At 33.8% G+C, this 25679-nt stretch carries 26 protein-coding genes; 11 read left to right on the top strand and 15 right to left on the bottom strand.

From position 1 onward, the window contains the following. Positions 1-37: 37 nt before the first annotated feature. The 3 genes from CD003_RS04835 (at position 38) to CD003_RS04825 (ending at position 1846) form a co-directional block, all read left to right on the top strand. Entirely contained in the window at positions 38-415 is a 378-nt protein-coding gene (locus tag CD003_RS04835) for an SET domain-containing protein (protein WP_096199751.1), read from the top strand. Positions 416-601: 186 nt separating this feature from the next. Then, positions 602-733, top strand: coding sequence for a hypothetical protein (locus tag CD003_RS22185; protein WP_096199749.1), 132 nt, complete (start codon positions 602-604; stop codon positions 731-733). A 108-nt stretch (positions 734-841) separates the two neighbouring features. Continuing rightward, positions 842-1846 carry an LLM class flavin-dependent oxidoreductase gene (locus CD003_RS04825; protein ID WP_096199747.1) on the top strand — a complete coding sequence of 335 codons (1005 nt, stop codon included), beginning with the start codon at positions 842-844 and terminating at the stop codon, positions 1844-1846. Positions 1847-1907: 61 nt separating this feature from the next. Here CD003_RS04825 and CD003_RS04820 read toward each other — a convergent pair whose 3' ends face one another. The 4 genes from CD003_RS04820 to CD003_RS04805 form a co-directional block, all read right to left on the bottom strand. Further along, entirely contained in the window at positions 1908-2234 is a 327-nt protein-coding gene (locus tag CD003_RS04820; protein WP_096199745.1) for a nucleoside triphosphate pyrophosphohydrolase, read from the bottom strand. Between the two features lie 4 nt (positions 2235-2238). Next, complete coding sequence (locus CD003_RS04815) at positions 2239-2643, bottom strand: (deoxy)nucleoside triphosphate pyrophosphohydrolase (protein WP_096199743.1); 405 nt, start codon at positions 2641-2643, stop codon at positions 2239-2241. Positions 2644-2853: 210 nt separating this feature from the next. Beyond that, positions 2854-4020, bottom strand: coding sequence for a TraB/GumN family protein (locus CD003_RS04810; RefSeq protein WP_096199741.1), 1167 nt, complete (start codon positions 4018-4020; stop codon positions 2854-2856). 153 nt (positions 4021-4173) lie between these two features. Then, positions 4174-5688, bottom strand: coding sequence for a BCCT family transporter (locus CD003_RS04805; RefSeq protein ID WP_096199740.1), 1515 nt, complete (start codon positions 5686-5688; stop codon positions 4174-4176). 207 nt (positions 5689-5895) lie between these two features. Here CD003_RS04805 and CD003_RS04800 point away from each other — a divergent pair, with 207 nt between their 5' ends. Further along, positions 5896-6345, top strand: a complete 450-nt coding sequence (locus CD003_RS04800; protein WP_096199738.1) for a DUF5348 domain-containing protein — start codon at positions 5896-5898, stop codon at positions 6343-6345. A 520-nt stretch (positions 6346-6865) separates the two neighbouring features. On the opposite strand, the gene CD003_RS04795 is transcribed toward CD003_RS04800, so the two are convergent. Both CD003_RS04795 and CD003_RS04790 read right to left on the bottom strand, forming a co-directional pair. Next, positions 6866-7354: a hypothetical protein gene (locus tag CD003_RS04795; protein ID WP_096199737.1), complete on the bottom strand. Its 489-nt coding sequence runs from the start codon at positions 7352-7354 to the stop codon at positions 6866-6868. 216 nt (positions 7355-7570) lie between these two features. Next, positions 7571-8257, bottom strand: coding sequence for a phosphoribosylaminoimidazolesuccinocarboxamide synthase (locus CD003_RS04790; RefSeq protein WP_096202254.1), 687 nt, complete (start codon positions 8255-8257; stop codon positions 7571-7573). Between the two features lie 301 nt (positions 8258-8558). Between CD003_RS04790 and CD003_RS04785 the strand changes: the two genes are divergently transcribed. Together CD003_RS04785 and CD003_RS04780 are read left to right on the top strand one after the other, a co-directional pair. Then, positions 8559-9194 (top strand): TetR/AcrR family transcriptional regulator, encoded by a 636-nt coding sequence (locus CD003_RS04785; RefSeq protein ID WP_096199736.1) that lies wholly within the window; start codon positions 8559-8561, stop codon positions 9192-9194. A gap of 178 nt (positions 9195-9372) precedes the next feature. Next, entirely contained in the window at positions 9373-9879 is a 507-nt protein-coding gene (locus CD003_RS04780) for a hypothetical protein (protein ID WP_096199735.1), read from the top strand. A 56-nt stretch (positions 9880-9935) separates the two neighbouring features. Here CD003_RS04780 and CD003_RS04775 read toward each other — a convergent pair whose 3' ends face one another. Together CD003_RS04775 and CD003_RS04770 are read right to left on the bottom strand one after the other, a co-directional pair. Continuing rightward, positions 9936-11267, bottom strand: coding sequence for a purine-cytosine permease family protein (locus tag CD003_RS04775; protein WP_096199734.1), 1332 nt, complete (start codon positions 11265-11267; stop codon positions 9936-9938). 61 nt (positions 11268-11328) lie between these two features. Next, complete coding sequence (locus CD003_RS04770; protein ID WP_179295432.1) at positions 11329-13164, bottom strand: SEC-C domain-containing protein; 1836 nt, start codon at positions 13162-13164, stop codon at positions 11329-11331. A 231-nt stretch (positions 13165-13395) separates the two neighbouring features. Between CD003_RS04770 and CD003_RS04765 the strand changes: the two genes are divergently transcribed. Continuing rightward, positions 13396-14028 (top strand): 3'-5' exonuclease, encoded by a 633-nt coding sequence (locus CD003_RS04765; protein ID WP_096199732.1) that lies wholly within the window; start codon positions 13396-13398, stop codon positions 14026-14028. A 42-nt stretch (positions 14029-14070) separates the two neighbouring features. Here CD003_RS04765 and CD003_RS04760 read toward each other — a convergent pair whose 3' ends face one another. Further along, on the bottom strand, positions 14071-14685 hold the full coding sequence (locus tag CD003_RS04760; protein ID WP_218838245.1) for a small multi-drug export protein: 615 nt from the start codon (positions 14683-14685) through the stop codon (positions 14071-14073). Between the two features lie 199 nt (positions 14686-14884). Between CD003_RS04760 and CD003_RS04755 the strand changes: the two genes are divergently transcribed. Continuing rightward, positions 14885-15148 (top strand): hypothetical protein, encoded by a 264-nt coding sequence (locus CD003_RS04755; RefSeq protein WP_096199731.1) that lies wholly within the window; start codon positions 14885-14887, stop codon positions 15146-15148. A 79-nt stretch (positions 15149-15227) separates the two neighbouring features. Here the strand turns inward: CD003_RS04755 and CD003_RS04750 are convergent, their stop codons facing one another. Beyond that, complete coding sequence (locus CD003_RS04750; RefSeq protein ID WP_096199730.1) at positions 15228-15539, bottom strand: TIGR04104 family putative zinc finger protein; 312 nt, start codon at positions 15537-15539, stop codon at positions 15228-15230. A 169-nt stretch (positions 15540-15708) separates the two neighbouring features. Here CD003_RS04750 and CD003_RS04745 point away from each other — a divergent pair, with 169 nt between their 5' ends. After that, entirely contained in the window at positions 15709-16029 is a 321-nt protein-coding gene (locus CD003_RS04745; protein ID WP_096199729.1) for a hypothetical protein, read from the top strand. 83 nt (positions 16030-16112) lie between these two features. On the opposite strand, the gene CD003_RS04740 is transcribed toward CD003_RS04745, so the two are convergent. The 3 genes from CD003_RS04740 to speD all read right to left on the bottom strand — a co-directional run bounded on the left by CD003_RS04740 (position 16113) and on the right by speD (position 20209). Then, a complete protein-coding gene (locus tag CD003_RS04740) occupies positions 16113-17933 on the bottom strand; it encodes a PAS domain S-box protein (protein WP_179295431.1) in 1821 nt (606 codons plus the stop codon). A gap of 99 nt (positions 17934-18032) precedes the next feature. After that, on the bottom strand, positions 18033-19241 hold the full coding sequence (locus CD003_RS04735) for a DUF418 domain-containing protein (protein WP_096199727.1): 1209 nt from the start codon (positions 19239-19241) through the stop codon (positions 18033-18035). 158 nt (positions 19242-19399) lie between these two features. Beyond that, positions 19400-20209 (bottom strand): adenosylmethionine decarboxylase, encoded by an 810-nt coding sequence (gene speD / locus CD003_RS04730; protein WP_096199726.1) that lies wholly within the window; start codon positions 20207-20209, stop codon positions 19400-19402. Between the two features lie 145 nt (positions 20210-20354). Here speD and CD003_RS04725 point away from each other — a divergent pair, with 145 nt between their 5' ends. Next, a complete protein-coding gene (locus tag CD003_RS04725) occupies positions 20355-20885 on the top strand; it encodes a CBO0543 family protein (protein WP_257008174.1) in 531 nt (176 codons plus the stop codon). A gap of 51 nt (positions 20886-20936) precedes the next feature. On the opposite strand, the gene CD003_RS04720 is transcribed toward CD003_RS04725, so the two are convergent. Together CD003_RS04720 and CD003_RS04715 are read right to left on the bottom strand one after the other, a co-directional pair. Then, the gene (locus CD003_RS04720; protein ID WP_096199725.1) at positions 20937-23174 is read right to left on the bottom strand and encodes a YcdB/YcdC domain-containing protein; all 2238 of its coding nucleotides are present in this window, start codon (positions 23172-23174) and stop codon (positions 20937-20939) included. 249 nt (positions 23175-23423) lie between these two features. Further along, positions 23424-24530 (bottom strand): polysaccharide deacetylase family protein, encoded by a 1107-nt coding sequence (locus CD003_RS04715; protein ID WP_257008173.1) that lies wholly within the window; start codon positions 24528-24530, stop codon positions 23424-23426. A 264-nt stretch (positions 24531-24794) separates the two neighbouring features. Here CD003_RS04715 and CD003_RS04710 point away from each other — a divergent pair, with 264 nt between their 5' ends. Beyond that, positions 24795-25616: a squalene/phytoene synthase family protein gene (locus CD003_RS04710; RefSeq protein WP_096199724.1), complete on the top strand. Its 822-nt coding sequence runs from the start codon at positions 24795-24797 to the stop codon at positions 25614-25616. The last annotated feature ends 63 nt before the right edge of the window (positions 25617-25679 follow it).

Here is a 25679-nt window from a genome sequence, read left to right as displayed (position 1 = left end):
TTGAAAGATAATAATGAAGAACGCGTAGGTGAAGTAAATGATCGAGATAAAGATATCAAGAGTTAGTGACGGGGAATTTAATCGTGGTGTATTTGCCACACAGGATATAGCAAAAGGACAACTTTTTCATGAAGCACCAGTTGTACCATATCCGAATGAGGAACATGAGCATATAGAGAAAACAATTCTTGCAGATTATGTTTATGAATATGGAATTAACCACACAGCAGTTGTGTTAGGTTACGGAATGCTATTTAATCATTCCTATGAGCCTAATGCTACGTATGATATTAATTTTGATAACCACACTTTTGACTACTATGCTTACAAAGATATTAAAGCTGGTGAAGAGATATTTATTAATTATAATGGTGACGTTGATGACAACGAACCACTATGGTTTAATAAAGAATAAATTACCTTTTTAAAATAATTAGCAATTCATAGTTTGTATGTATCTCTCTTCAGAAATAGTTTTTCTATAATAGGTGCCTGATTCCTTTTTGTGCAGCAGTAAATGCACTTGGAAGAGGCACCTTATTTACATGAAAAAGCTAATTTTAGCAAAGAATATAGAAAGACTATTTTGGGAGGTTTATACATGAATAATAAGAAATACACAGTTTCTGGAACAAATATAGAAGATGTAAAAAGACAAAATGAACAGTCTGGTCTTACTTATAATGAAGCGAAAAGAGTACTTGCTAATAAATTTAATAGCAACAAAAAGTAAGCTAAATTTATATCTTAAAAGGGAAGTCACTTTACATGCATGTCCACTGTATACGTGATACTATTTTGCTACAACTTCAAAAAGTATCAATCTAAGGAGGACACTTCTATGTCTGAAAAAACTTTATCTAATACAAAATATTCTGTCCTTGACCTTGCTCCTATATTAGAAGGATACTCGGCAAGTGACTCCTTTAAAAATAGTTTACAACTAGCTCAATGTGTTGAAGAACTTGGATATAAGCGTTTCTGGCTTGCTGAACACCATAACATGCCAGGTATTGCTAGCTCTGCTACATCAGTAGTCATTGGATACATAGCTGGTGGTACATCAAAAATCAGAGTAGGCTCTGGTGGTGTGATGCTTCCTAATCATGCTCCACTCGTAATTGCTGAACAATTTGGAACGCTAGAATCGATGTATCCCGGCCGAATTGATTTAGGTTTAGGGCGTGCACCTGGAACTGATCCACATACAGCACAAGCATTACGTCGAAGTCAACGATACGACGGTAATGACTTTCCTGAACAAGTAGAAGAATTGCGTTTATTTCTAAATCCAACCTATAAACGACATGTTCGTGCGATTCCTGGTGAAGGGCTTTCTATTCCAATTTGGTTATTAGGTTCAAGTGGATTTAGTGCACAGTTAGCTGGGAAACTCGGTTTACCATTTGCATTCGCTAGCCACTTTGCTCCAGATTATTTATTACCTGCATTAGATTTGTATCGTAAAAACTTCCAGCCTTCAGAAACGCTTGATAAGCCTTATGTAATGATTGGTGCAAACGTAATAGCTTCAGAGACGGATGAAAAAGCAAGATGGCTTGCAACTTCTCAAGAACAAGCATTTCTAAACATTATCCGTGGAAAATCAGGAAAGCTAATGCCTCCAGTTGAGAACATAGAGGAACTATGGAACATGAATGAAAAAGCTATGGTTCAAAAAATGCTTCACTATTCAGTATCTGGAAGTCCAATGAAAGTGAAGGAAAAGCTTCAGCAATTCCTCAACGAAACACAAGCAGACGAAATCATTATCAATACACATGTCTATGATCAAGAGGCACGAATGGAATCATATGGACTTTTATCCGAAATAGTAAATGGGTAGACACATAATTAAGGGATGTCTGAAAAGGTAACTATAACCTTTTCGGACATCCCTTAACTACTTACTTATCCTCTACATCAATAAGGAAGACTTTTTTTTGAAAGCCACCTCTTTCTCCAGCTTTAATCTTTCTAGCCTTTTCAACATCCTCAATTGTTGCACCATGAACATTAGCTAATGCATGAATAAGCTCAAGTATATCTGCTAACTCTTCAACAGCTTGTCCGTCATCTTTAGCTGTTAAAAATTCTTCTACTTCTTCTCCAAGCTTTGTTTTTAATTCAGTTTTGTATTCAGCTTCATTTAACTCAGTTACATTATATTTTTTTCCTATAGTATCTAATAATGTTGGTATTTTATCTCTGACTAATTTGTTATACGTTGGCATGACTTCATCTCTCCTCAAATTTTTTCTCTAATGTCTTTACTGCTGAAATATCAGCTGGAGCCCATTTCAGTTTAGATAAAAATGAAATAGGTACCCATCGTAGCTCTTCGTGTTCTTTCGCGACAGGACTACCTTTAACAATTTTACAAGTAAAAGTAAGTAGTCGAACATTAATTTGTTCATACTCATAAGTTGTATCCTCAACACTGTCTTGAACCAGTATTTCACAGCCAAGTTCTTCATCAATTTCTCGCACTAGAGCATCTTCTGCTTTCTCTCCCTCCTCTATCTTACCTCCTGGAAACTCCCAAAGATGAGGCATTGTCATAGTAGATGAACGAAGCGCACATAAGATTTCTTTGTTGGAGTTAAAGATGACCGCACCAACAACATTTACTGTTTTTTTCATATCGCTCTCCCATATATAAGACGTAAATCAAGAAAATGCTATTTGTCATTATACATCACCAAAGGTTCCTTTTTAAAGGAACGATATAATACTCTTAACTACCTTAAGACTAAATACACTTTTCTATAACATACAGTACGTGAAATTTTATATTAAAATTAAAAAAGACGTAACCAAAGAGTTACAATACCTTTGGTTACATCTAATACATTACAAATTTTCTAAGAATAAGCGCACTACATCAGCCCCACCAATTACCGTTCCTATTGTACTACCGATATTTGATAGCATGACAACAAGAAGAATTCGCGTGACAGTATTATTCCAAAAACCTTTTACATTATAGACATCGTCAGACAGATTCTCAAAATCAGCTACACTAGGCTTGCGCATATAAGCTTGCACAATACCTGCAAACCAACCTGCTGCCATTAATGGGCTCAATGAGCTTAATGGCGCTACTAGAAATGCGGTGAGGATTGCAAATGGATGACCAAATGCTATCAGTGCCCCTAGAGCTGAAAATGAACCATTCCACAAAATCCAGCTTAATGTTTGTTGAAAACCTGCGGAAGGATTAGCGTAAAAAGTATATCCAATAATCGAAAGTATAATAATTGGAATCATCCAAGCAAGGACTTTAGGTGCCTTGGATTTAGGTGGTAACTTGCTAATCTCTCGTAAATCATGGTTCTTATGTATTTCTTTTTTGATACCTGGTACATGTGCAGCTCCTAATACTGCTACTACCTTATCTCCAGGTGCTTCTTTGATTTTTTGAGCTAAGTATTGATCCCTTTCATCAATTAACGGTTTTTTCAATCTAGGAAATGTAACTGTAAAGTCCTCAAGCATTGAATTTAGCATGTCTTGCGTTTTCATTTTTTCTAATTCTTCCTCAGAAATCGTCTCTTTACTGAAGATGCTAGCTATAAGCTGTGATAGTAATTTAGCTTTCCCCCAAAAACCAATACCGTGCCAAATTCTAGCAAACGTAATTTGGATATTTCGGTCGGCAAGTACTAATTCCGCATTATGCTCTCTCGCTGATTCAATCCCTTGAATCATTTCTTGACCTGGCTTAATTCCAAATTGCTTCGCGATACGTTTTTGAAACGAGGATATGACAAGATTCATTAGTAAAAGAGTTGCCTTTTTTTCCTTGATAACCTTGAAAATGTCCATATCTTTCCATTTGTTACCATCCATGATCGATTGGTACCTTTGCTCATCTAGCTCTACACAAACAGAGTCTGGCTTTTCTCGGTCAATTACTTCTTTAACCTGTTCTGCACTTTGCTTCGACACATGGGCAGTACCGATAAGAATAAGTTCTTTCCCATTTAAATGTATTCTCGTAATATTTTCTTCTGACATAAATTACCTTCCTTTTAATGACAACTTAGTAAAGTTTACTAGCACCTTATAATTATGACCTACAATAAGGAAAGTTTCAATTTAAACTTACTACATAGATAAGAGTGCCATACTTCACTAAGTAATTCTTAACATTCATTTATCTTATAAGCATCACCAATCTTCTTTTTCCTCAACTTTATGCTTTTCAATTCCTTCCTGTCTAACAAATTTAATGATTGAATAAATCATTAATAGCATTAAGAACGTAAAAGGCAATGCAATAATAATTGCTAGTGCTTGCAAGCCTTGAAGACCCCCACTTATGAGAAGTGAAGAAGCAACTGCTGAAATAAGTAGCCCCCATGTAATTAACATATACTTCTTCGGTTGTAAGTTTCCATTAGAAGAAAATACTCCAAGTACATAAGTTGCTGAATTGGCTGATGTGATAAAAAATATAGTAATTAAAATTAAAGCAGCGACACTCAGAATTAAACCTAAAGGTAATTGGCTTAGTACTAGAAAAATTCCGATTTCAGGAGTTTCTTTAATTTCTAATGCATGGCCTACTCCCATCGTTAATTCCTGATAAATTCCCGTTCCACCGAAGGCAACAAACCACAACAAGCTTCCTAATGCAGGAATAAACAACACCCCTATCATAAACTCCTGTAAGCTGCGACCTTTTGAAATTCTAGCAATAAAAGTACCAACAAAAGGACTCCACGCAATTACCCAAGCCCAATAAAAAAAGGTCCACTCCCCTAGCCATTCATTATCGGTATAAGGAGTTGTATGAAAACTTAATGGAATGATCTGAGAAATATATGTACCTAATGTTAACGTAAAGTGCTCCATAATAAATAAAGTAGGACCAACAAAAATAACAATAAATAAAAGAATGCCTGCCAAGGTTAAATTTCCAATACTTAGATATTTCATACCTCGGTCAATACCTGAAATAACTGAGACTAAAAAAACAATTGTTACTATCATGATAATCATAAGTTGAAGTAAACCATTGTTCTCAATTCCAAATACTTGCTGAATCCCACCGCCAACTTGAAGCGTACTTAACCCAAAAGAAGTCGCTATTCCAGCAGTTGTACCTACAATAGCAATTACATCGATCGTTTCTCCCCATTTACCAGTTATTCGTTCCCCTAGAATAGGGTAAAAAGTAGAACTAATTAGTCCAGGTAGTTCCTTACGATATTTAACAAATCCTAAAGCTAAAGCAACTATCCCATAGACAGCCCAGGGGTGAATCCCCCAATGAAAAACACCATATAATAAGCCAGTTTCAGCCGCTTGCCGAGACTCAGGCTCGATCCCGTTTGATGGATTTACATAATGAGACACAGGCTCAGCAACACCCCAAAAGACAAGTCCAACGCCCATACCAGCTGCAAAAAGCATTCCAATCCATGAGTAATATGAATACTCTGGACTATCTTCTTTTTTACCAATTTTCATATGACGATAAGGACCAAAACCTAAATATAAGCAAAAGCCAACAAATATTGCTGTTGCCATTACATAAAACCAACCAAATACATCATTAACGAGTTCTAACCCAAACAACATGATTCTCTCCATCCCACTCGGAAAGAAGAATCCCCATAAAGCAATGAACAACACGATCACTGCTGAAATTGAAAACACATTTATTTTATCACTACGCATTTCGCTTCTAACCCTCCTACACAAGTCGACAAGTCGACAAATATCTATCTAATACTCTTTTACCAATTAGGAGTAGTAAGAAACCGAATTAAGATAGAAAATAAATTCTATAAGAACAATAATTTTCAATTTACAGTTTCACTTAATATAGTTTTATGTTATTTTTAGAGAAAATTTATAAAGAAGAAATATGGAGGGGTTGATACTATGAGTCATGTAGAAAAAGTTAAGCAAGCGAACGATACATTACAATTAATTTCTAAGAATCTTAAGGAATTTACTGAAATAATGAACGAGTTAGAAGAGGTAGATTCTATCGAAGAGATGGATATACATAACCGTTCTACTTATATTTATTTACAAATCTTACATGAACAATATATATCGCAGCTTCAGAACAGTATTGATTATATGGAAAAAGAGGTTCTTGTTGAAGGAAAACTTCACCTAAATATTAACGGGAAATTTGAGGTAGAAGGACACGAAATAGAGAATGGTGATTCCATTGAACTGCTTCTTGGTGAAGATGAAGAAAAACAGGCTTATCAAACAACTACACTAGAATATGCGGGTCAATATGGTGGAGGATATTATGCATATCATTATCCAAATTTCAAATTGGAAGGTGCAATGGTGAGAATTAGACAAGATAAATGAGAAAGAAATTATAACTTATAATGTTTCTTCACGTTGCGCGTCAACTTCAATAAAAATTATAACAGCTTTAACGTATTTCTTAAAAAGCACTAAAAAATATAAAAATACTTTTTTAGTGCTCCTACTCTCTAGCCATGTTTTCTATTTTTCAGTTTATAGCCACACTCACACAAACTTCCATGCTTTAATGTTTTAACTGGAGAATTACAAGTTTGACATTCTTTTATTTTTACATTCATAGTAGACACCTCTTGTATTATCATTCACTCTTAATAAGAATGATTATAACATGCATTAAATAAAATACAATATATATTAATAATAATTATAATTAATAAATAACTGTGTGATGATTCAATTTTCACCATGACTAGTACATATTATCCTATCCATTGCTTAAAATAGTAAAATAGGAAAGAGTGATAAAATGGATAGGCTTGCAACTTGAATACTCTACCTTGGACTATTTCAGTGCTTTCAAAAAACCACAATCGCTTTTTTGAGACACCCTCATCAATAATTACTTACTCTTTGATTCATAAGGATTTTCTGCTGCTACTGAAAATTTCGTATATCGCATAGCTTGTTTGATTGATTTTTCAATATTCTCTATCGAATATTGATCTACTTTTTTTGTTAATGGTATATTCATTGTTTCTCCGTTTTTCATTTTAATATCAATAAGATATCTATCCTTAGTTAGTAAAAAAATATAAGCGCTGATCATTAAGAAAAACGCCCCGGTAGAATCCCATAAATTATATAACTGTAAATAATGGTCAAATATAATTAAATCTGAAATCACTAGTCCAGCCCGCAGCTTTCCTAGGCATGTAATAATTAATCCTATTAGTGCTAAACAAGAGAAAATCGTATAATCTGCCTTCATTTGTGTACAAGTTACATTTTGTACATTTTGAAAGGGAATGACTTTCCCGAAATAATTCAATTCTTGATTAGTTATCGTTAAATCAGTACTACTACTTGTATATAATTCTACCTCACTCATCCTGTCACCCACCTTCAAATTTGAACAAAGTAGCAACCTACTTACATATATGAGATTGTCCAGGAGTTTATTCTTCCTTTTCTAAGATGAAATAGAGCGAGGGATTGCTTTATGACTAAACTTTCCTTTGACTTAAAGTTTTTCTCAACATACGCACTCTTAAAAAAATAAGCAGCCATTCAACTTTGGCTGCCATACATTGATCCTTATGCTTACTTATAGTTCCAACATAAATTTTTCTAATTGTAATGGCTCAATATATTGACCATTTTTGTAAGCTCTCATATTACCACCTGAGATTTCATCAATTAGAACAATTTCCTTGCCGTTTTCAATACGACCAAATTCAAATTTAATATCGTATAGCTCAATATCTTTCTTTGCTAACTCTTCTTTCACTACATTTCCGATGTTTTGTGTTAACACTTTTAGTACTTCGTATTCCTCTTTTGAAAGAATCCCTAACATGTCTAAGGCATCATTAGAAATTGGCGGGTCTTGACGGTCATCATCCTTCAATGTTACCTCAACGAATCCATCTAGCTCTTGACCTTCTTCCGCATACATCCCATAACGGCGTAGGAAACTTCCAACAGCTCTGTAGCGACAAATTACCTCCAGTCCTTTACCAAATACTTCAGCAGGCTTAACCGTCATCGTCCCTTCTTCTATATTAGAATCGATGTAATGTGTTGGGATTTCTTTCTTCTTTAACGCCTCGAAGAAAAACTTTGTTAAACGTAGTCCAGCTTTTCCAGCTCCCTCTAACGTTAGTCCCACTGTATTTGCACCTGGGTCAAATACTCCATTTTCCCCAGTCACATCATCTTTAAATTTTAATAAGTAGTTTCCATCCTCTAAAACATAAACATCCTTCGTCTTGCCAGTGTATGTAAGTTTCAACATACCTCTCCCTCTCCGTGTTAAATTTTCTATCCATTCCATTATGAACTAAGTAGACAAATAAACCCAATCATTCCACAAAATATCCACTGACGCTTTTAACTATTGTAGTCAAGAAACATTGTGTCGGTTGCCTTTCCAAAACAAAAAACCAAATAAAAGCTTCCATTGAGTGAAGCTTCATTTATTTTTATTGCAAAAAGTTCATATCCTTTTTAAAATAGACTGTACCCTAAATATTTTTTCGAAATTTCCAGTTAATTTATTTATAGAGATTCTGTCATCAAGGAGAGTGAGCCATTTGAAAAAAAGGAAAGTACCCGCAAGTGTAAAAGATCCTAAATTATTAGAATACCGAAGAAATCAAATTATTAAAGCATCAGTACGCCTTATTAAAGAAAAGGGATATCATCGTACAACAACTAGAGAAATTTCTAAAGAATCAGGATTCAGTATAGGTGCACTTTATGAATATATAGGTAAGAAAGAAGATGTTCTATTTTTAGTTTGTGACTATATTTATGATGAAGTAAATGAGCGCCTTGAATCTAACCTTGATACAACAAAGCTTAAAGGGATAGAACGATTAAAGGTTGTAATTAGTTCATACTTTCGAGTTGTCGATGGTTTACAAGACGAAATCATTATCATGTATCAAGATGTGAAAGCTTTACCAAAAGATGCTCTCCTCTATGTTCTAAATAAAAACAATTTAATGATGGAAAGTATTGAAAAAGTAATCAGAGAATGTGTCGCTGAAAAAATTATAGATTTAAATGAAAAGCAAATTAAATTAACAGCACATAACATTATAATTAGTGGACATATGTGGGCATTTCGTCGCTGGGCATTAAAGGAACTTTACACAATTGATGAATATATTGATTTACAAACTGACCAATTGCTATTAGGTTTACTTCGACAAAATGAAAAATAACAAAACTACACATAAAAAGAGGATGTTCTAAGATATGTACACTGATCTTTAAACATCCTCTTTGCTATTGCAACGTTATCTAAGCAAACTAGAATTTCTACAATTATGTATAGCTTAAATTATTTAATATCATTCTGCTTTAATGGTATAATTCAAAATAATAAAGGAGGTGAAAGCATTGGAGGAAGCGATGAAATTAATTCTTACCGAAATACAAGGTATGAAAAAGGAAATGAATGTAAAGTTCGAACAAATTGATAAAAGATTTGACTCTATTGATGCTCGGTTTCTTGCTGTCGATGAGCGGTTTGACTCTATGGACGCTCGGTTTGGTGAACGATTTGATTCTATCGATGAACAGCTCGTTGCAAATGAAAAGAGACTAGATTCAATAGATACTCAAATGATTGCTATTGATAAGCGTTTTAATTCAGTTGATACTCAAGTCATTGCTATTAATAAGCGTTTTAATTCAGTTGATGAACGTTTAGAGAGAATTGAAACTGGACAAGAGAAGATTTTAATTGAAATGAGAAGTAATTTTAGATACCTTGAAGGGACGATCAAAGAACATCGAGTTGTAATTGATTTACTTCAGAGTGAAATCAAACCTGAATTCGAAATTATTCATTCGCCTCATTCCTTTATTTTCTTAAAGGTGATAATAGGAAGACATTTTCAATAATACCTGTTGATTTCACGATACTATCTAATCTAGCTTCCTATTATTCACACAACTTCTTATTTTCTTCTTTTATAAACTAAACCTAGATACATAACACTAACTAATATGAAGGCCATAAAACCTGGTGAAAGGTTTTCAGGTAATAGTAGATAAACTATCAGTCCAAGAACAACGGACAGTAATGCCTTTTTATTATAACGATAGCTCTGATTTGCCAGCTTTTCCATATCTGCAGATGATAATTTACGTTTTTTTACCACTAAAAAGTCTATCACTATGACAGCAGATAGTGGAATTACTAATGCCCCTAGAAACGAAATAAACGTCTTTGCATCATCTACTAATGCCGGAAGAGAGCTTAAAATTATGGCAGTTAGTCCAAACAAGACAGCACTTTTCACTCTGCCTAATCTAGGAACTGAATTTAATAGGCTATATCCACCTGTATATGCATTTGCAAGATTTATAATAATCATAGAGCACATAGCAGCAAGAAAGATTATGAGGATAAGCAGAGTTGAATCTGTTAGCTGACTAGAGATTACATATGGATTCCAACTGGCTGCTAATGTAGCCGTATAGGCGCCAAGTACAGCTGTTAATGTAAAACCAATGATGTTCCCCGTTAATAAACCATAAAATGCGTGATTCGTAGATTTGGCGTATCTACCAATATCAGATGAAGAACTTACTCCAGAAATATATTGAACAAAGGCAAGGCTCGCAAAGAACAACATCGTACTTACTTGGTTTGTACCTTCCTTTGACCATACATCTTGAAATGTCATTCCCTTTGCATCAGTCGTGAAAAATATATATAGCATAACTACTCCCCCTAGAAATAAGATTGGTAGGAAGTATTTTGTTACTTTTTTTACCGCTTCAAATCCGATGAGCGCAAGAACAGCCATGATTGTCGCCATACTAAGTGCTAGTGGAACAAAAGAAATGTACACTGAAAAAGCCCTTTCAATCATTTCCTTTAATAAATAAGTACCTCCAATTGTCTGAACTGCAAACCAATACAGAGACGTTACAGTCCGAACAGGTGACGCGATGAAGCGTGCTCCGTTCATTCCTAATATAGATCGAATCGCATACTGACCTGGAATACCATATTTTGCCCCAGGTAATGCCAAAAAAGATACAAATAAAAAGGCAAGAGATGCTCCAATCACCGTTGAAAGGACCGCATAAAAGAATGAAAGCCCTCCCTCTAAAACAGCTAAGGCAGGGACGAGAAAGTTTCCTGCATTGACTGCAATCGCTATTTGGATCATCGTATATTCTAGTGAGGATGTTGTACGTAAATCTTTCGGTACAGACTCTAAACCAAATCTCTCCACAATTGATTTACGTTCTATTGATTTTACTTGTGCTTCTCCCACGTTGTTCCCCCTTAGGTACTTTAAGAAGGCATCCTTTCAAGTACAGGATGCCTTCTAATTATTATCTAAGAACTAATAATTTTTCAATTAGCTTTTCTTCATATTCTTTTACAATCGAAGTCACATCTTTAGAAAGCGACATCGAGTACTTTTTGTCTAGCCATTTTGTAAAGGCTTTCAGTGTACTCAGAAAATCCTTCAGTAGTGTCTTACTTGCAACTTCATACATACTTAAATAATCTTTTGAAATAAGCTGTTCCCAAAATTCATAGTTTAACTCGCTCCAGCTATTTCTTGAAGAACGCTCTAATAATTCTTTTAAATCAACTAGGCTGTTTTTATACTTTCTAACAGTTGCTTCACTTTTCCCACCTGTTTTATCCTTAAAGAAGTCAACAAAATCCTCTGAATAAAAATTGTCGACTGTATCAGGTGTAAATTCTAGACTTTCAAGGTAAGGGATGTCTTCCTCCTCGACCTTAAACCCATCTTTAGAAGATACCACATTCTCCATTGAAGACGTTCTATTTTCCCCACCAGTAACAAAAGGAGATAATGGAAGTCCAAGTATTTTACGCGCTGTATTGTGATCAGCTGTAACTTCTACCTTCCCAAATTGTTTTAATACATTCATGTACATCAAATATTCCGTTTGTTTTAGCCAAGTTTCAGCATCCCTAACTTTGCCCTGTTCAACAAGCTCACGAATGGAGTGGCCATTATACTTTGGAATCGGTACTTCAATCTCATTTCCTAAATGCTGTTGAGCGAACATACCAAAGTATTGCGGGGTATTATCATCGACCCTTAATACTGTATTACGAATTTCTGCATAGTACGGAATCTCAAAAGTATGTACTGACTCCTCTTTAAATGTAATAGCAACACCTAATTTTCCTAGTTTGCTTTTGAACTCATTTATTTTATCAATATCAATACTTTTAAAAGTGAGAACATCCTCATTGATATCAATCAGAGCATACACATCCGCGAGTAGTACTTCCCCTGATAATTCACTATCTTTATAGCATTTCCATGAACTAGTCCAGTTAACCGATTTGACTTTATCATCCCATTTATCTATAACAAAACCTTCGTTATGAATAAAATCTTGAAGTACCGTATGGTTATGTACATTATAATCTAATTTGTACTCAGAAATAGTCTTTTGTTCTATAGCTTCACCCGTGTCACGCTCATTTTTTAACGATTCAAGCAAAATTTCAGGATAATAGTCTATAAGCACCTCAGTAGCGCTTTTCTTCGTTTCCTCGATTAGATCTTCTACTTTCAGTAATGCATTGTTAATATTGCTTGGTCCTTCAAAAACACGAACCCCATTGAAATAATACTGATTATCAAAAGGCTCAAGCACACCAATGGTACCATACCAAGGAGCAAAGATAGGTAATGCCTCTTTATTATTTGGAACATTAAAGGTTTCTTTCGTGATAATATCCTCAAACAACACCTCAGAGTTCGTCGCGTCTACCGCTTGAACGATTCTAGGCAATAGTTCTGTCCATGATTTTGCAAATTGCCTATCAACTTCAGATAACTTCGACTGATTTTCACTGTAAAACCATTCAATCCCTCGGCCATTTTCTTCAAATCGATGGAAGAAATATAACCAAAAGGTAAAGAACGCTTGGTCATTTTCTTGAGATAAACTACGCCCTGTTCGATTTTTGAATTCAGTATGAAGACGCATATGCTCATTATAACTTAGCTTTTCTGTGAAAAATTCCCTAAGCTTATCAACTAAGTTTTTCTTTTGTGTAAAAAAACGCTCCTCTTTTACTTTACTTAATTGAATAACATTTTCATTTTTCAAACAACATTTTTTAAACTTTTTTCCACTGCCACAAGGACATGGTTCATTTCGATTGACGATCAAATTACTCACCTACTATGTTTTATATTCACATTAATTATATTATCATAGTTTAAGGGAAATGTAACAAATCCCCACAGTTTCATAAGAAAATGACTTCAAATGATATGTATCAATTTAATCTAACCTTCTACTGACTACTAATATTCATACATTTTTTCATTGTAATATTCGATTGAAACAGAAAGTAAGTGTAAACTATAAGTATAGAGTAATACGGAAAGGGTGAATCTGTTGGATGCGATTGTTTTTGACTTAGAATTAATGAAGCGATTTAAAAAAGGGCAGCTCAGTGAAATCGTTGAAATCGGAGCTTGTAAAGTGAATTTAACATCAAAGGAAATAACTGACCAATTTCAAGTGTATATTAAACCAAAGAGTGGCTATTTTTCTAAGAGTACAAAGAAATTTATCAAAATGACTAAGGAAGATGAAAAATCAGCCGTCCCATTTAAACAAGGAATTCAACAATTTTCAGATTGGGCTGGTGAAGATTATTATCTTTGCTCTTGGGGAAGAGATGACAAAGCTCATCTAATAAACCAATGTATCCGCACGAAACTAAAATTAGATTGGATTATAAACTACAATGATATACAACCACAAATCGGGAATCTAATTAATCCAGAAATTCAACATTCTTTAGGTTTGAAAAACGCATTAAAGTTAGTTGGAATAGATCCAGTTGGAAAAGCACATCGTGGGATTGATGATGCAATTAATACGGCCGAATTGCTTCTGAGATACCATAGTGAAGTCGATTTAAAAACTAATAAGCTAACAGCTAAAGAAATTAGTGAGCATTATAAAAAATTAAAGCAGTTTCGACTTCAATATCCAAAATCTAAGGTTGATGGAAAAAAATAGAGACAAAGCTCCCATTAGGACTTTGTCTCTATTCCTGAAATTTTAGAAAAGGTCTGATAAAAAGCCTCCATTATCGCTAATAAAAAAGTCTAAACCAATATGAGCTAGCACCGCTAGTAAAATACACCATCCAATTACACTACCATTAACCCAATAGGTAACAGATTTCTTCGTTCCGCCAAAGGATAGGCTCATTAATGCAGTAATATGACTCCCTACAATAAAAGGTCCAATGAGAGCTAAACCTGGCAATCCATACTTTTTCCAAATCTTTTGTGCTCTTATTGCTCGTTTCGTTTGCTTCTCTCCTACCTCTTCAATTACATCTTCATCAACATTTTCATTTTCACTTTTGTTAACGTTTTTCTCTTCTGACTCTTTGGCTTCATCAACTTCGTTTTCATTTTCTCTTATGTTTTCGTTCTTCTCTTCTAGTTTCTTTTGCTTTCTTCTATTTCTCCATTCCTTTATTTTTTCAACATAAATAATAACAATAAGAACAGTGACAACATTACCGATAAGTCCAACAATTAATACTGGAACCCATGGTAATCCAGCTACAATTGCAATCGGTATCACAACCATTGCTTCGAATAATGGAATAGCAGACAGTATGAAGATTAATATATATGGCCATATCTGTGACAATATTTCCAAGATAGAACAACTCCCTTCCAAACATAGATAGTTACCTTCATAACCATAACATGAACACTTCATATTATTCATGCATAATACATTTTATCTATATCTAGACTTCCTTACTGAATACCATCTTGAAAATGTAATGTTTACCTAGCAAATGGACGGGTATTATAAAAACAAACAGTATTCACAATAAGGAGGAAAAGTAAACATGAAAAAAGAAGAGCAAATTGATGAGATGATTAACGAAGGACTTGGTGCAGGAAAAATTGATGATGAAAAAGATAAAAAGCAATTGGACAATCCACTGACGAAAAAGATAAAGAAAAAAGACGAACCCTCTAAAGAAAGAGATAACTCGATGGTAGAAGATTTCGAAGATGCGAAACAACTAGGTAAAGAGATGGAGAATATGGAAACAGAGAAAGAACTTAAGAAAAAGGGGAAAGATCATTCACCAGAACAACATCAATAAGCCTTTTAAATAAATATCAACCGTACCTAGAGGGCTAACAAAGTGAAGAATACACTTTGTTAGCCCCCTCATTCTATACCTATTGTTTTATCTTTTGGGTATTTTTTTTGTCATACTTCACAAAAAATGCTTGCCCCATTGATATAAACAGCGCGATAACTACCAAATATCCTACCATCACTAAATTACTTAACCCTATCATCGGTGCAATAAATAAACCAAATATAACTAATGGTATGGCAAGAGTTAAACTTACAATCAATCTTGAGCTTGGTTTGATAACATATTTACTATTACATTTTGGACATGTAATTGGTCTATTTCCTAATAATAATGACTTAGTCTTTTCCTTCCATGTTATAGGACTGGAACACGACTCACATTTCTTCATTATATTTCACCGCCAATCTAAAACTAACTATTTCAGTATACCATACAAAACATATACATAGTCTGGAGTTTAGTGATAATAGTCTAATTTAGTATATATGGTGACTATCATCTATACTAGGTTGTCCTTGCTCACATACGTTATTGTATGTAAGAAAGGAGGATTTCTAATGAGACGAAGTGGACCGTATACTAAGATTGGTTCGATTCGTATAAATAATGCTCGTGGAGGGTCAATTAATTTTGGACCTACAATTCATAAGGGACATCAGGCCAATTCAAAGTTCGTTACCGGTGAATATATTATTGGTGATGAATTCACTTTTAATTTTGGTCCTGTTATAGAAGAAAATGGAGAAAACAATAACATTAAGGAAAAATTAAAATCTATGATAAATCAAGAGTTGGAAGAGAAAGAGGAAAAAGAAGAAGATGATATTTTAGTAGAAGAAAATAATTCGATTAATATAGAATTTAATCAAAATAAATGACATCGTAATAGTTTGGCGCATTTTTATGCTTGCTCTGGGGAATATACTCAGAGCAAGCTCAAAAAAGACTTCAGTTTCTTTCGTTAGGTAATTAGTTCTCTAATCGACTGCCTTACCGGCAATATTACCTCCACTGATGTACCTTGACCTTCCTTACTCTCATAATTAATCTTACCTTGATGACTATCAATAATATTAAAGCTAACGAGTAACCCTAAGCCAGTTCCTTTTTCCTTTGTAGAATAGAACGGCTCCCCTAACTTATTTAACCGACACTCTGGTATTCCACAGCCTTCATCTACAATTCTTACGATTGTATATTGATGTTGAGAATCAGTACCGACAGTTATCCTTATCTTGCCTTTACTTGTACTAGCTTCAATTGCATTTTGAATAATATTAATAAATACTTGTTTCAATTGATTTTCATCACATTCAATTAATGGTACTTGGTCATATTCAACTAAAATTTCAACATCTTGGATCATTGCTTGGGTTTCTAATAAAGTAATTACTTTCTGAAGCATGATAATAAAATTCATGTCTTGAAAGCTAGTAGCACCATTCGGTTTAGCAAGAGATAAAAACTCATAAATAATACTTTCTGTTCTTTCGAGCTCTGTTAACATAATATCAATGTAGATATCTTTTAATTCCTTTGTTGTTTTAGCTAATTGAATGAAACCTTTAATAGAGGTCATCGGATTACGAATTTCATGGGCAACTCCAGCAGCTAATTGTCCTACTAAAGAAAGCTTTTCTGTTTTCTTCATCCATTCTTCAATCTTTCGCTCTTCTGTTATATCACGAACAACTGCTTGAATGGCAGTTTTCCCCTTATAGGTTATTGCGGAAGCTGTTGATTTGACCAATTTCCGTTTATTATCCAAGCATAGTAATGTTGTTGTATGCTGAATAGGTTCAGTAAGCTCTGTTAACATTTTATATAAGTTACTCTCTGCCATTTCAATCTCATCCATAATCATGAAATTCCAGACAGTGTAGCCTGTTAAATCGAGACTCTTACTCGCACCTAATAACTCATAACCAGTTGCATTTAAATATAAAATTTTACCGTCATCTGCTGAAAAGACCAAAATCGTTTCTGGAGAAGATTCGACAAGACTACGATAACGTTCTTCACTTACTAGCAACTCATCTTCTAATTTTTTTCTTCTTGAAATATCTCTTGAAACTGCTAACTTTTCTATTGGTCTACCATGGTCATAGATAGTTTTAATCTTTGTTTCAAACCAAATGTAACGCCCATCTTTATGTCTTAACCTATGAGTAAAAGTTGTTACAGATGGTAGAGCTAATTTTACCTGTGCCATAACTTCGTCTATTTCATCTGGATGAAGTAAATTTAAAAAGATGTCTTGTTCTAATAGTTTGTTAGGATTATACCCTAAACCTATTTGAATTGATTTAGAAATATATTTGCATTCATTATCAAAGCTAAACGTTGAAATAATATCTGAAGAATGTTCCGCTATTAAACGGAACTTCTTTTCATTTTCCACTAACATTTGTTCCATTTCTTTCCTTTTGTTAATATCTTTAATTTGAATTAGGAGTTTTTGTTCATTATAATCCTTAGATCCCAAAATTAAACTTACATTTAATAGTCCCCACATAAGATGTCCATTTTTATGAATATATTGCTTTTCCCTTTGAAAATTCGTTTCTTCCTGCTTTAATAACATTCTTAATTGGGTGCGGTTTATTTGTATATCACGTTTATGAGAAATTACAGTATAGGATTGGTCCATTATTTCTGATTTGTTATATCCTGTGAATTCACAGAGAGCTTGATTTACATGTACAAAATTCCCATTTAAATCTGTGATTGCAGTTGCTATCGCCGATTGTTCAAAAATAGAATTAAATAAAGTCGCATCCAAATATATATACCTCATTTCCTATATTGCCAAACTACAAATATATTTGACATTATGTAGGTAATTCCCTCCATTTTTTTAATAAAATCGACAAATTTTTTTTTAAATGGAGGATGTTTGTTGATAAGTCCACTTTCTCCATAAGGACTCTAATGGGCCTTGATTAAAGTATTTTAACCATATATGACTAATGATAACTTGTAAGGAATACAACAATAACGCAAATAAAATCCCTTTAAATGCTCCTATCTTCCCAAACATTCCTATGCCATAGCCATAAAAGATGAAAACAAAAACGAGAGACTGTAGGAGATAATTCGTTAATGCCATTCTTCCTACAGACCCAATTGGTTGTAACTTATGTAGTACTCTCTTCTTTTGCACAAGTAAGACGATTGAAGATACATACCAAAGCATTAGCAATGGACCTGCAATAATATTTAAGGAATGAGCTAGCGCATACAATAACCAATATGGACTAGTAAATTCAACGTTTAGCAATAATGCAAACAGTAACGTAAGACCCCCCCCACTCCATAACGTATGCTTATTTAACTTTCTCCAAATATGCTGATGCTTACAAGGTTCTTGCAAATAACCCTTCTTGGCTATATACAAACCTACTAAAAATAAACCAAGAACATTTGGAACCGTAAGGATAAGATTAAAGAGAGAATATAATACTTCATGATAGAATCGAAAATAAAAAACATCACTAACACTTCCAGTAGAATACACTAGTAATGCTTGATCAACTACTTCTTTTTGACTTATATAATAATCAGGATCTATTTGTATAAGTGCACCTGACCCTAGTAGTAAGAACAACATTGCAACCATCGAAAGTAGCAACAATGTTATTCCCCATGTAAGAATAACTTTAGTCGTTCTGTTTATAAAAAAAAGCAAGAATAAACCAGCTACTGCATATGTATGTAAAATGTCTCCAGACCAAATAAATGTCAGGTGTATGAGTCCTAATATTAACAAGAACAAAGCTCTTCTTATAAATAAACTAGTTCCATTTAAACCCTTTTCCTGTGTCCGTTCATAAAAAAAATAAAACCCAATTCCAAATAACAATGAAAACATTGGATAGAATTTCCCATCGACAAATAAAGTTACTAAAAAATTCGCCACTTCGTTTAGTCTTCCATCAATTAATAGCCTTCCCTCTGAAAAAACGCCTGAATCCTGAAATACAGGTGTTTTAAATGCGACCATATTGGCTAGTAGAATACCTAATAAGGCAAAGCCTCTAATAATATCGATTGAAACAACTCTTTCTCCGACACTGGTTGGTTTTATCATCACACACTCTCCTAACACTATTTTTTCTAATAAGTAGAATACTAGGTTGCATGACTAGTATTCAATAGAATTTCCTCTTCCCCTTCTAACATTACTTAGGGGTGTCCAAAAGGATAACTCTAGCCTTTAGGACACCCCAATTAATATTATTAAGTCAATTAATGTTTAATGTTTTTCCCATAAAATATTTCATCCATTTCATGTTGTAATCTTTTCGTAATTTCATTTTCTTCTTCATCAGATAATTTATCTTTTGTATAACCAAAAAGATAATTATTTAAATCAAAGCCACGTAATTTACATTTTGTATGAAAAATATTTTCAGGATATACATTTACATCAATCATATCATACTGGCTTTTGACTTCATCAGGAATGTAATTTTGGATTGAGTTAATATCATGATCAATAAATAACTTTTCACCATTAATATCTCTCGTAAAACCACGTACACGATAATCCATTATCATTATATCTGTATCAAATGAATGAATTAGATAATTTAATGCCTTAAGTGGTGATATTTCGCCACATGTTGAAACATCGATATCTGCTCTAAACGTACTTATCCCTTCATTTGGGTGGAATTCTGGGTATGTATGAACAGTTATATGGCTTTTATCTAACTGCAAAACAACATTGTCAGGTAACGGACCTGGAGATTCTTCATATGACTCTGTCGGTACTTCTACAACAGGGCCTTCAGAAACCAATATCGTCACACTTGCCCCTTGAGGAACATAATCTTGCTTCGCTACATTTAGAACATGAGCGCCAATAATATCTGATACATTTTTTAAAATGCTTGTTAATCGCTCTGCACTATACTGCTCATCAATATATTCTATATAAGCTTCCCGCTCTTCTTTAGTTTTTGTAAAACATATATCATACATATTAAAGCTCAATGATTTCGTCAGATTATTAAACCCATGAAGGGTTATGCGCTGTTCAGGTGTTAAACTCATCAAACATTTCCCCTTTTTAGAATAGTAATACTGTCCATTTAATTACTTTTATGTTACCCAACCTGTAAGATAAAAAACATACGTATACTTTTTTTCTATTTGAGAAAACTAAGCAGTATCATGTTCTTTAATTGGAGGGATACATTTGAGTAAGAGGAGAGATAAGGTTATTTTATCATTCTCCTGGATTAGTATGGCACTTCTTTTGCTACTTTTTGTGCCTAAGGAGAAACAAAGACAAGCACATCTTGCATTCCTTTTTAAACAATTACTTACATGGCTCTTTGGATTAGTTGTTGTAGAAAAAGGGTTAATAAGATACCCATTACGTATATTTAAGAAAGCAAACAAGACAAGCTTTACATTTGAGTATTTTGTATACCCAGCTCTTTGTGCATTTTTTATTATTTATTACCCTCATAGAAAAAATCTGCTTGTAAAATCAGTGTACCATCTTATTTCTCCTACACTGATCACTTTATTCGAATATTTTTTAGTGAAATTCACGAAATTAATTGAATATAAAAAATGGCGTCGGTATTGGAGCTTTTTAACAATATCAATAGTCGATTTAATTGCTTACTTTTATGTATTATGGTTCTTTAAACTACCACCAAAGAATACGGAAGAAATTCCTACTGAGAAAAAATCTACGAAAAAATCGATCTATAAATGACCTACCTTAATCCATTGTTAAAGTAGGTCATTTATCTTTATATTTCTTCTTTTAATAATATCTATATTGTGGATTAGTCGTATGTTGTGCCATTCGGAGATTTGAAACAGCTAATTGAGCCATTGTTACTTCTCCATTCGGTTTAAATTGGTTATTACTTCCATTTAAGATTTCCAAAGCTGATACTAGTGCAACATATCCACGATATTCCTTCTCGACTTCACTTTCATCCTTGAATGAAAGTTTATAAATGTCACTATGCTTCGCAGCATTTTCTAGTCCTAATGCACGAATATACCAAATAGCTAATTCCTGTCTTGATAAAGTAGATTCATAATCAAATGTACTAGTTTTCGTATCTAGAATTCCAATTTCTACTGCTCGATTTGTTATATCATATAATGGATGTGAGCTATCGATATTCTCAAAACGCTTGTCATCTCTGTCTTCATAAGGGTAGTGCGGATAGAACCTAGTTAAAGATTTCATTAGTACTTTTAACGCTTCACCTTTAGAGATTGATTCGTCAGGATTAAATTCTTCCATATTATCTATCTCAATAATACCTGCTTTAATTAAATAATTAAGTTCTTCCTCTGCCCATGAGTGGGTCACTTCTACAGCTTCTCTACCTTCTTCTACGTATCTTTCATTTTTCCATGTACCTTCAACTGCATCGTAAAATTGATAAGGTTTGGCAAACATTCCTTGATACACAAGGTAATGGTATTGATTGTTTTCACTTCTGAAATCATTCATGTACGTTAACTCTACTTCTAAATCTCGATTAAAGTCTTCTTGTGCCTTTTCTTTATCAACAGCTGTACTAATTTCAGGTACATTTGTTAGTGTTGGATGGTTTGTATAAAGAGATTGTAAAGAACCGTCTTCAGCAGAGATATCTACTGAAATATTACTACCAATTACCTCGATACCATTAACAACACGTGGGAATGATAGATTATAGACACCGCCATATCCTGTTTCTTTTAAATCGACAGTTGGATATGAATAGTGATGTAAAATTGATGGTGATAATTCATTTAATTTCTCAACTGCCTTTTTCAAAGCATCTTGATATGAAACATTTACTTTTACATCACTGTTTCCTCTATAATAACCAGTTGGGTTGTGGAAACGTATGACATCACCTGTTTGTTTATTAATTGCAATACTTGAACCGTGTCCTCCTGTTCTACTTTCAATCATATAATTTACATCATAAAGTGTCATTCCTTGATTATCTACTTCATGGACACCGTGGATTCTTAACTGTTCATTTTCTCCTACAAATGGTTTGAGCAATGACTCAACCTTTTCTTTCGCTGCATCTCTTGAAATTGGAGTAGCATTTGTAGATGCTTGGTCTCGAAGCATTTTTACTTCTGAAGGCTCTGGTAATTCATCGACAAAGCTAGGACCAATCTTCCATTTGCCGTTAATTGCGTGAACACCTTCAATTGAAGGACTAGGAACGTAAACAAGACTTAATTCAACATCTTCGCCACCATAATAGTAGTCATAGTCAACTTTGTATTTTAATTCTAGGTTAAGGTTCTCTTTAATTTTTTCTAGAACCTTTTCATCGTCTAATACGTTTTTTATTTGCTCAAATTGAAGTGGCTTTGATTGATATTGACTATTCGAAAAATTAGTGATTTCACCATTCCCAAGTACAGTAATATGTATGCCTTGTCCTAATACAGGAATGCCATCTTGTAATCGCTCAAAGTGAAAACGATATTCAATAGCCTCTGTTAAAGGACGGTTCGTTGGTGGATTATAGTAGTCGGGCTCATCACTTAATTGATAATTTGAAGAATTGGCAATCTTGTTTAGAAAATCCTTCGCTATCTTTTCAGCTTCATCTTCATTCACTTTTGGTGGGAACAATGCCCCTTTATCATCAAAAGGTTGTGTGTACATATGCTGAATTTCTAAATCTTCCCCTACGAACTCAAATTGTCCATGTACATAGTTATCCCCTACACGCTTATTATAGTGAAGGTTATATCTAATTGTATCATCGTCATCATAGCCATAATAACGGTGATGATCCATGTGAAAGTCACTTTCTGTTAAAATATCAAACTTATTCGGGAATAGCTTACGAATCTTTTCTATTAAATCCTTTTTTTCTACAGACTCAACTTCTAAGCTAGATACCATTACTTTGTGCTCTGGTTGATCTCTAACCTGATTAATATCTGCAGCACTAATAGTAGGTGCTACAAGCCCTAATGATAACATGGTCGATAAAGATAGAATTCCTATTCGTTTATACTTCATAATAACCCTCCAACTATTGGTAATTTAAGTGTCAGTGCTATAGTAACATAAATAATAGAATCATATGTATCTTATACCTAAAATGTAACTATTATCCTATTACAGTAGAATTGCCACTATAGATATAGACGTTTCAAAAAGGAAAAAGTTTCATATATTTTGAAAAAATTTTAAATATTTCTTACACTACAAAAAAAGCAAAGGATAGAATCAACCATTCCTTTGCTTTTTATACGATATATGTTTACCCTATCTACTGTCTAACAATGTTTGCACTGTTACAAATTTATATCCTTTTTCTCTTAGTTCATCAATTATTCTTGGCAAAGCATCAATCGTACCATCTAACAGTCGTGCGTCTGATTGGAAGTTATGCTGAAGAATGATCCCTCCAGGAGTAACATCTTTATGGACAATGTTGACAATTTCATCACCAGATAAACCGCTCCAATCAAGTGTATCAACAGACCACATAATGATTCTCATGCCCATTTGATTTAACACGATGGCATCTGATTTTGTAAATGCTCCAAATGGAGGTCGAATTATGTCTGGTTGTCTTCCTACTGTCTTAGCCATTATTTGTTGTGTTGACCTGACTTCTTCAATTAATTTGTCAGTACCTATATTCGGTATCAAAGGGTGATTCCAAGTATGGTTTGCAATCCCATGACCTTCATCAACAATTCGCTTCATCATAGTCGGGAACTCTTCCACTTGCTTACCTAATACAAAAAACGTAGCCGGTGCATTTTTTTCTTTAAGGATGTCTAAGATTTTTTTTGTATAGTAATCTTCTGGACCATCATCAAATGTTAAAGCTACAAGCTTTTTGTTAGGATCTCCTCTATAAATCACATTTTGAGGTACTGGAATATTTGTTGTAATAAATGTACGTGCCACTGTTGGATCATATCGAACAGTCATCCCAAACTTTCTTGCTACATCTACAAGCGGCACAAATAATTCACCGTTAAATTCGACAGTTTTTGATGTTAATATACTTCTCTGCCAGGTTCCTGTATCCATCATATAATCATCAGAGTAGTTTGTTCCAACAGGTAAAGCAAAATAGGTGCTTCCATATCTGAAAACAGCTGAGCGAAATTCTTCATTCCAGTCGACCCTTATCCCTGTATGTTTGAAAAATAACGAAGGTACGAGCATATGACCATCTCGCATTATATATTTCGTTCTAACTGCTTTGTTATCAATAAACACAGGTGCTTCTGCTAACTTTGACTCTTGAGCATATGTATTTACATTTAACATAGGAGAAATGAAAGATAAAATTAACATACAGCTTATCACTTTCATATAAAATTTTTTTGATACAGTTTTTTTCACATTAATCACCTTTCTCCTTCTTTATTAGTACCTAGTTTTTATTATTCCTTATTAAACCGCTAATTATGAGAAGGTTTGTCAAAAATATGTATTATATAAAAATACAGTCGAAAAATTCTAGCTGTACTTCTCTCGATTTCAAACTGTATTAATGGTAAAATATATAGTAACGATTTTAGCCTATTTTCTACCTTTGTTTTACCTTTTAAAACTATTGGGAAAGCTATCAATACATAATTTGAGACAAAGTGAATTTAAGGAGGTTTTATATATATGAGTGAGCAAATGGAATTACACAATACCGCGATGGAAATGTTGAAGGAAACAAGCCGCACTTTTTATATACCGATTACCTTCTTACCTGACCAACTAAAAGAAGCTGTTGCCTCAGCGTACTTGGCAATGAGAGCAATTGATGAAATAGAAGACCATCCAGAAATAGTAAAAGAAGAAAAGGCAGCTTTACTACGTTCAGTTGCAGCAACATTAAGTAGCCAAACTAGACAAGCTGATTTAGAAACACTCTTTAAACCATATTCAGCAAAATTACCGGATGTGTCATTACAATTAGAAGAATGGATTTCTTTTTGTCCAGAAGAAATTACTCCACAAGTTATAGAATCTACTACTGAAATGGCAGAAGGAATGGCCAAATGGGTAGAAAGAGACTTCTCTGTTACCTCTAAAGAGGACCTCGATGAATACACTTATTATGTTGCTGGGTTAGTCGGCACACTTCTTTCAAAACTTTGGGAGTGGTATGACAATACAAAAACTGATAATGAGCTTGCCATTGCTTTCGGCCGTGGATTACAAGCTGTAAATATTATACGTAATCGAACGGAAGATTTAGAACGTGGAGGAGTAGACTTCTTTCCTGAAGGATGGGAGCTTGAGGATATGTTCCGTTATGCAAGAAGTAACTTAAATAAAGGACAGCTCTACCTTGAGGAATTACGTTCTGGGCCAATCCTATATTTCTGTAAAATACCACTTGCTCTTGCAATAGGTACATTAGATGCTATTGAAAAAGGTCACGAAAAGCTTAGTCGAGACGACGTGTTCCAGATTGTAAATAAAGTTGTTGGTGAGTAGCTTTATATAGGCTACCACTAGGAAAAGGATGTCTCTATACGTGGAGACATCCTTTTGTCATAC

Origin of the sequence: Bacillus sp. FJAT-45350, assembly GCF_002335805.1 — a bacterium.
GTDB lineage: Bacteria > Bacillota > Bacilli > Bacillales > NISU01 > FJAT-45350.
This window is presented reverse-complemented; position numbering and strand designations above follow the sequence as displayed.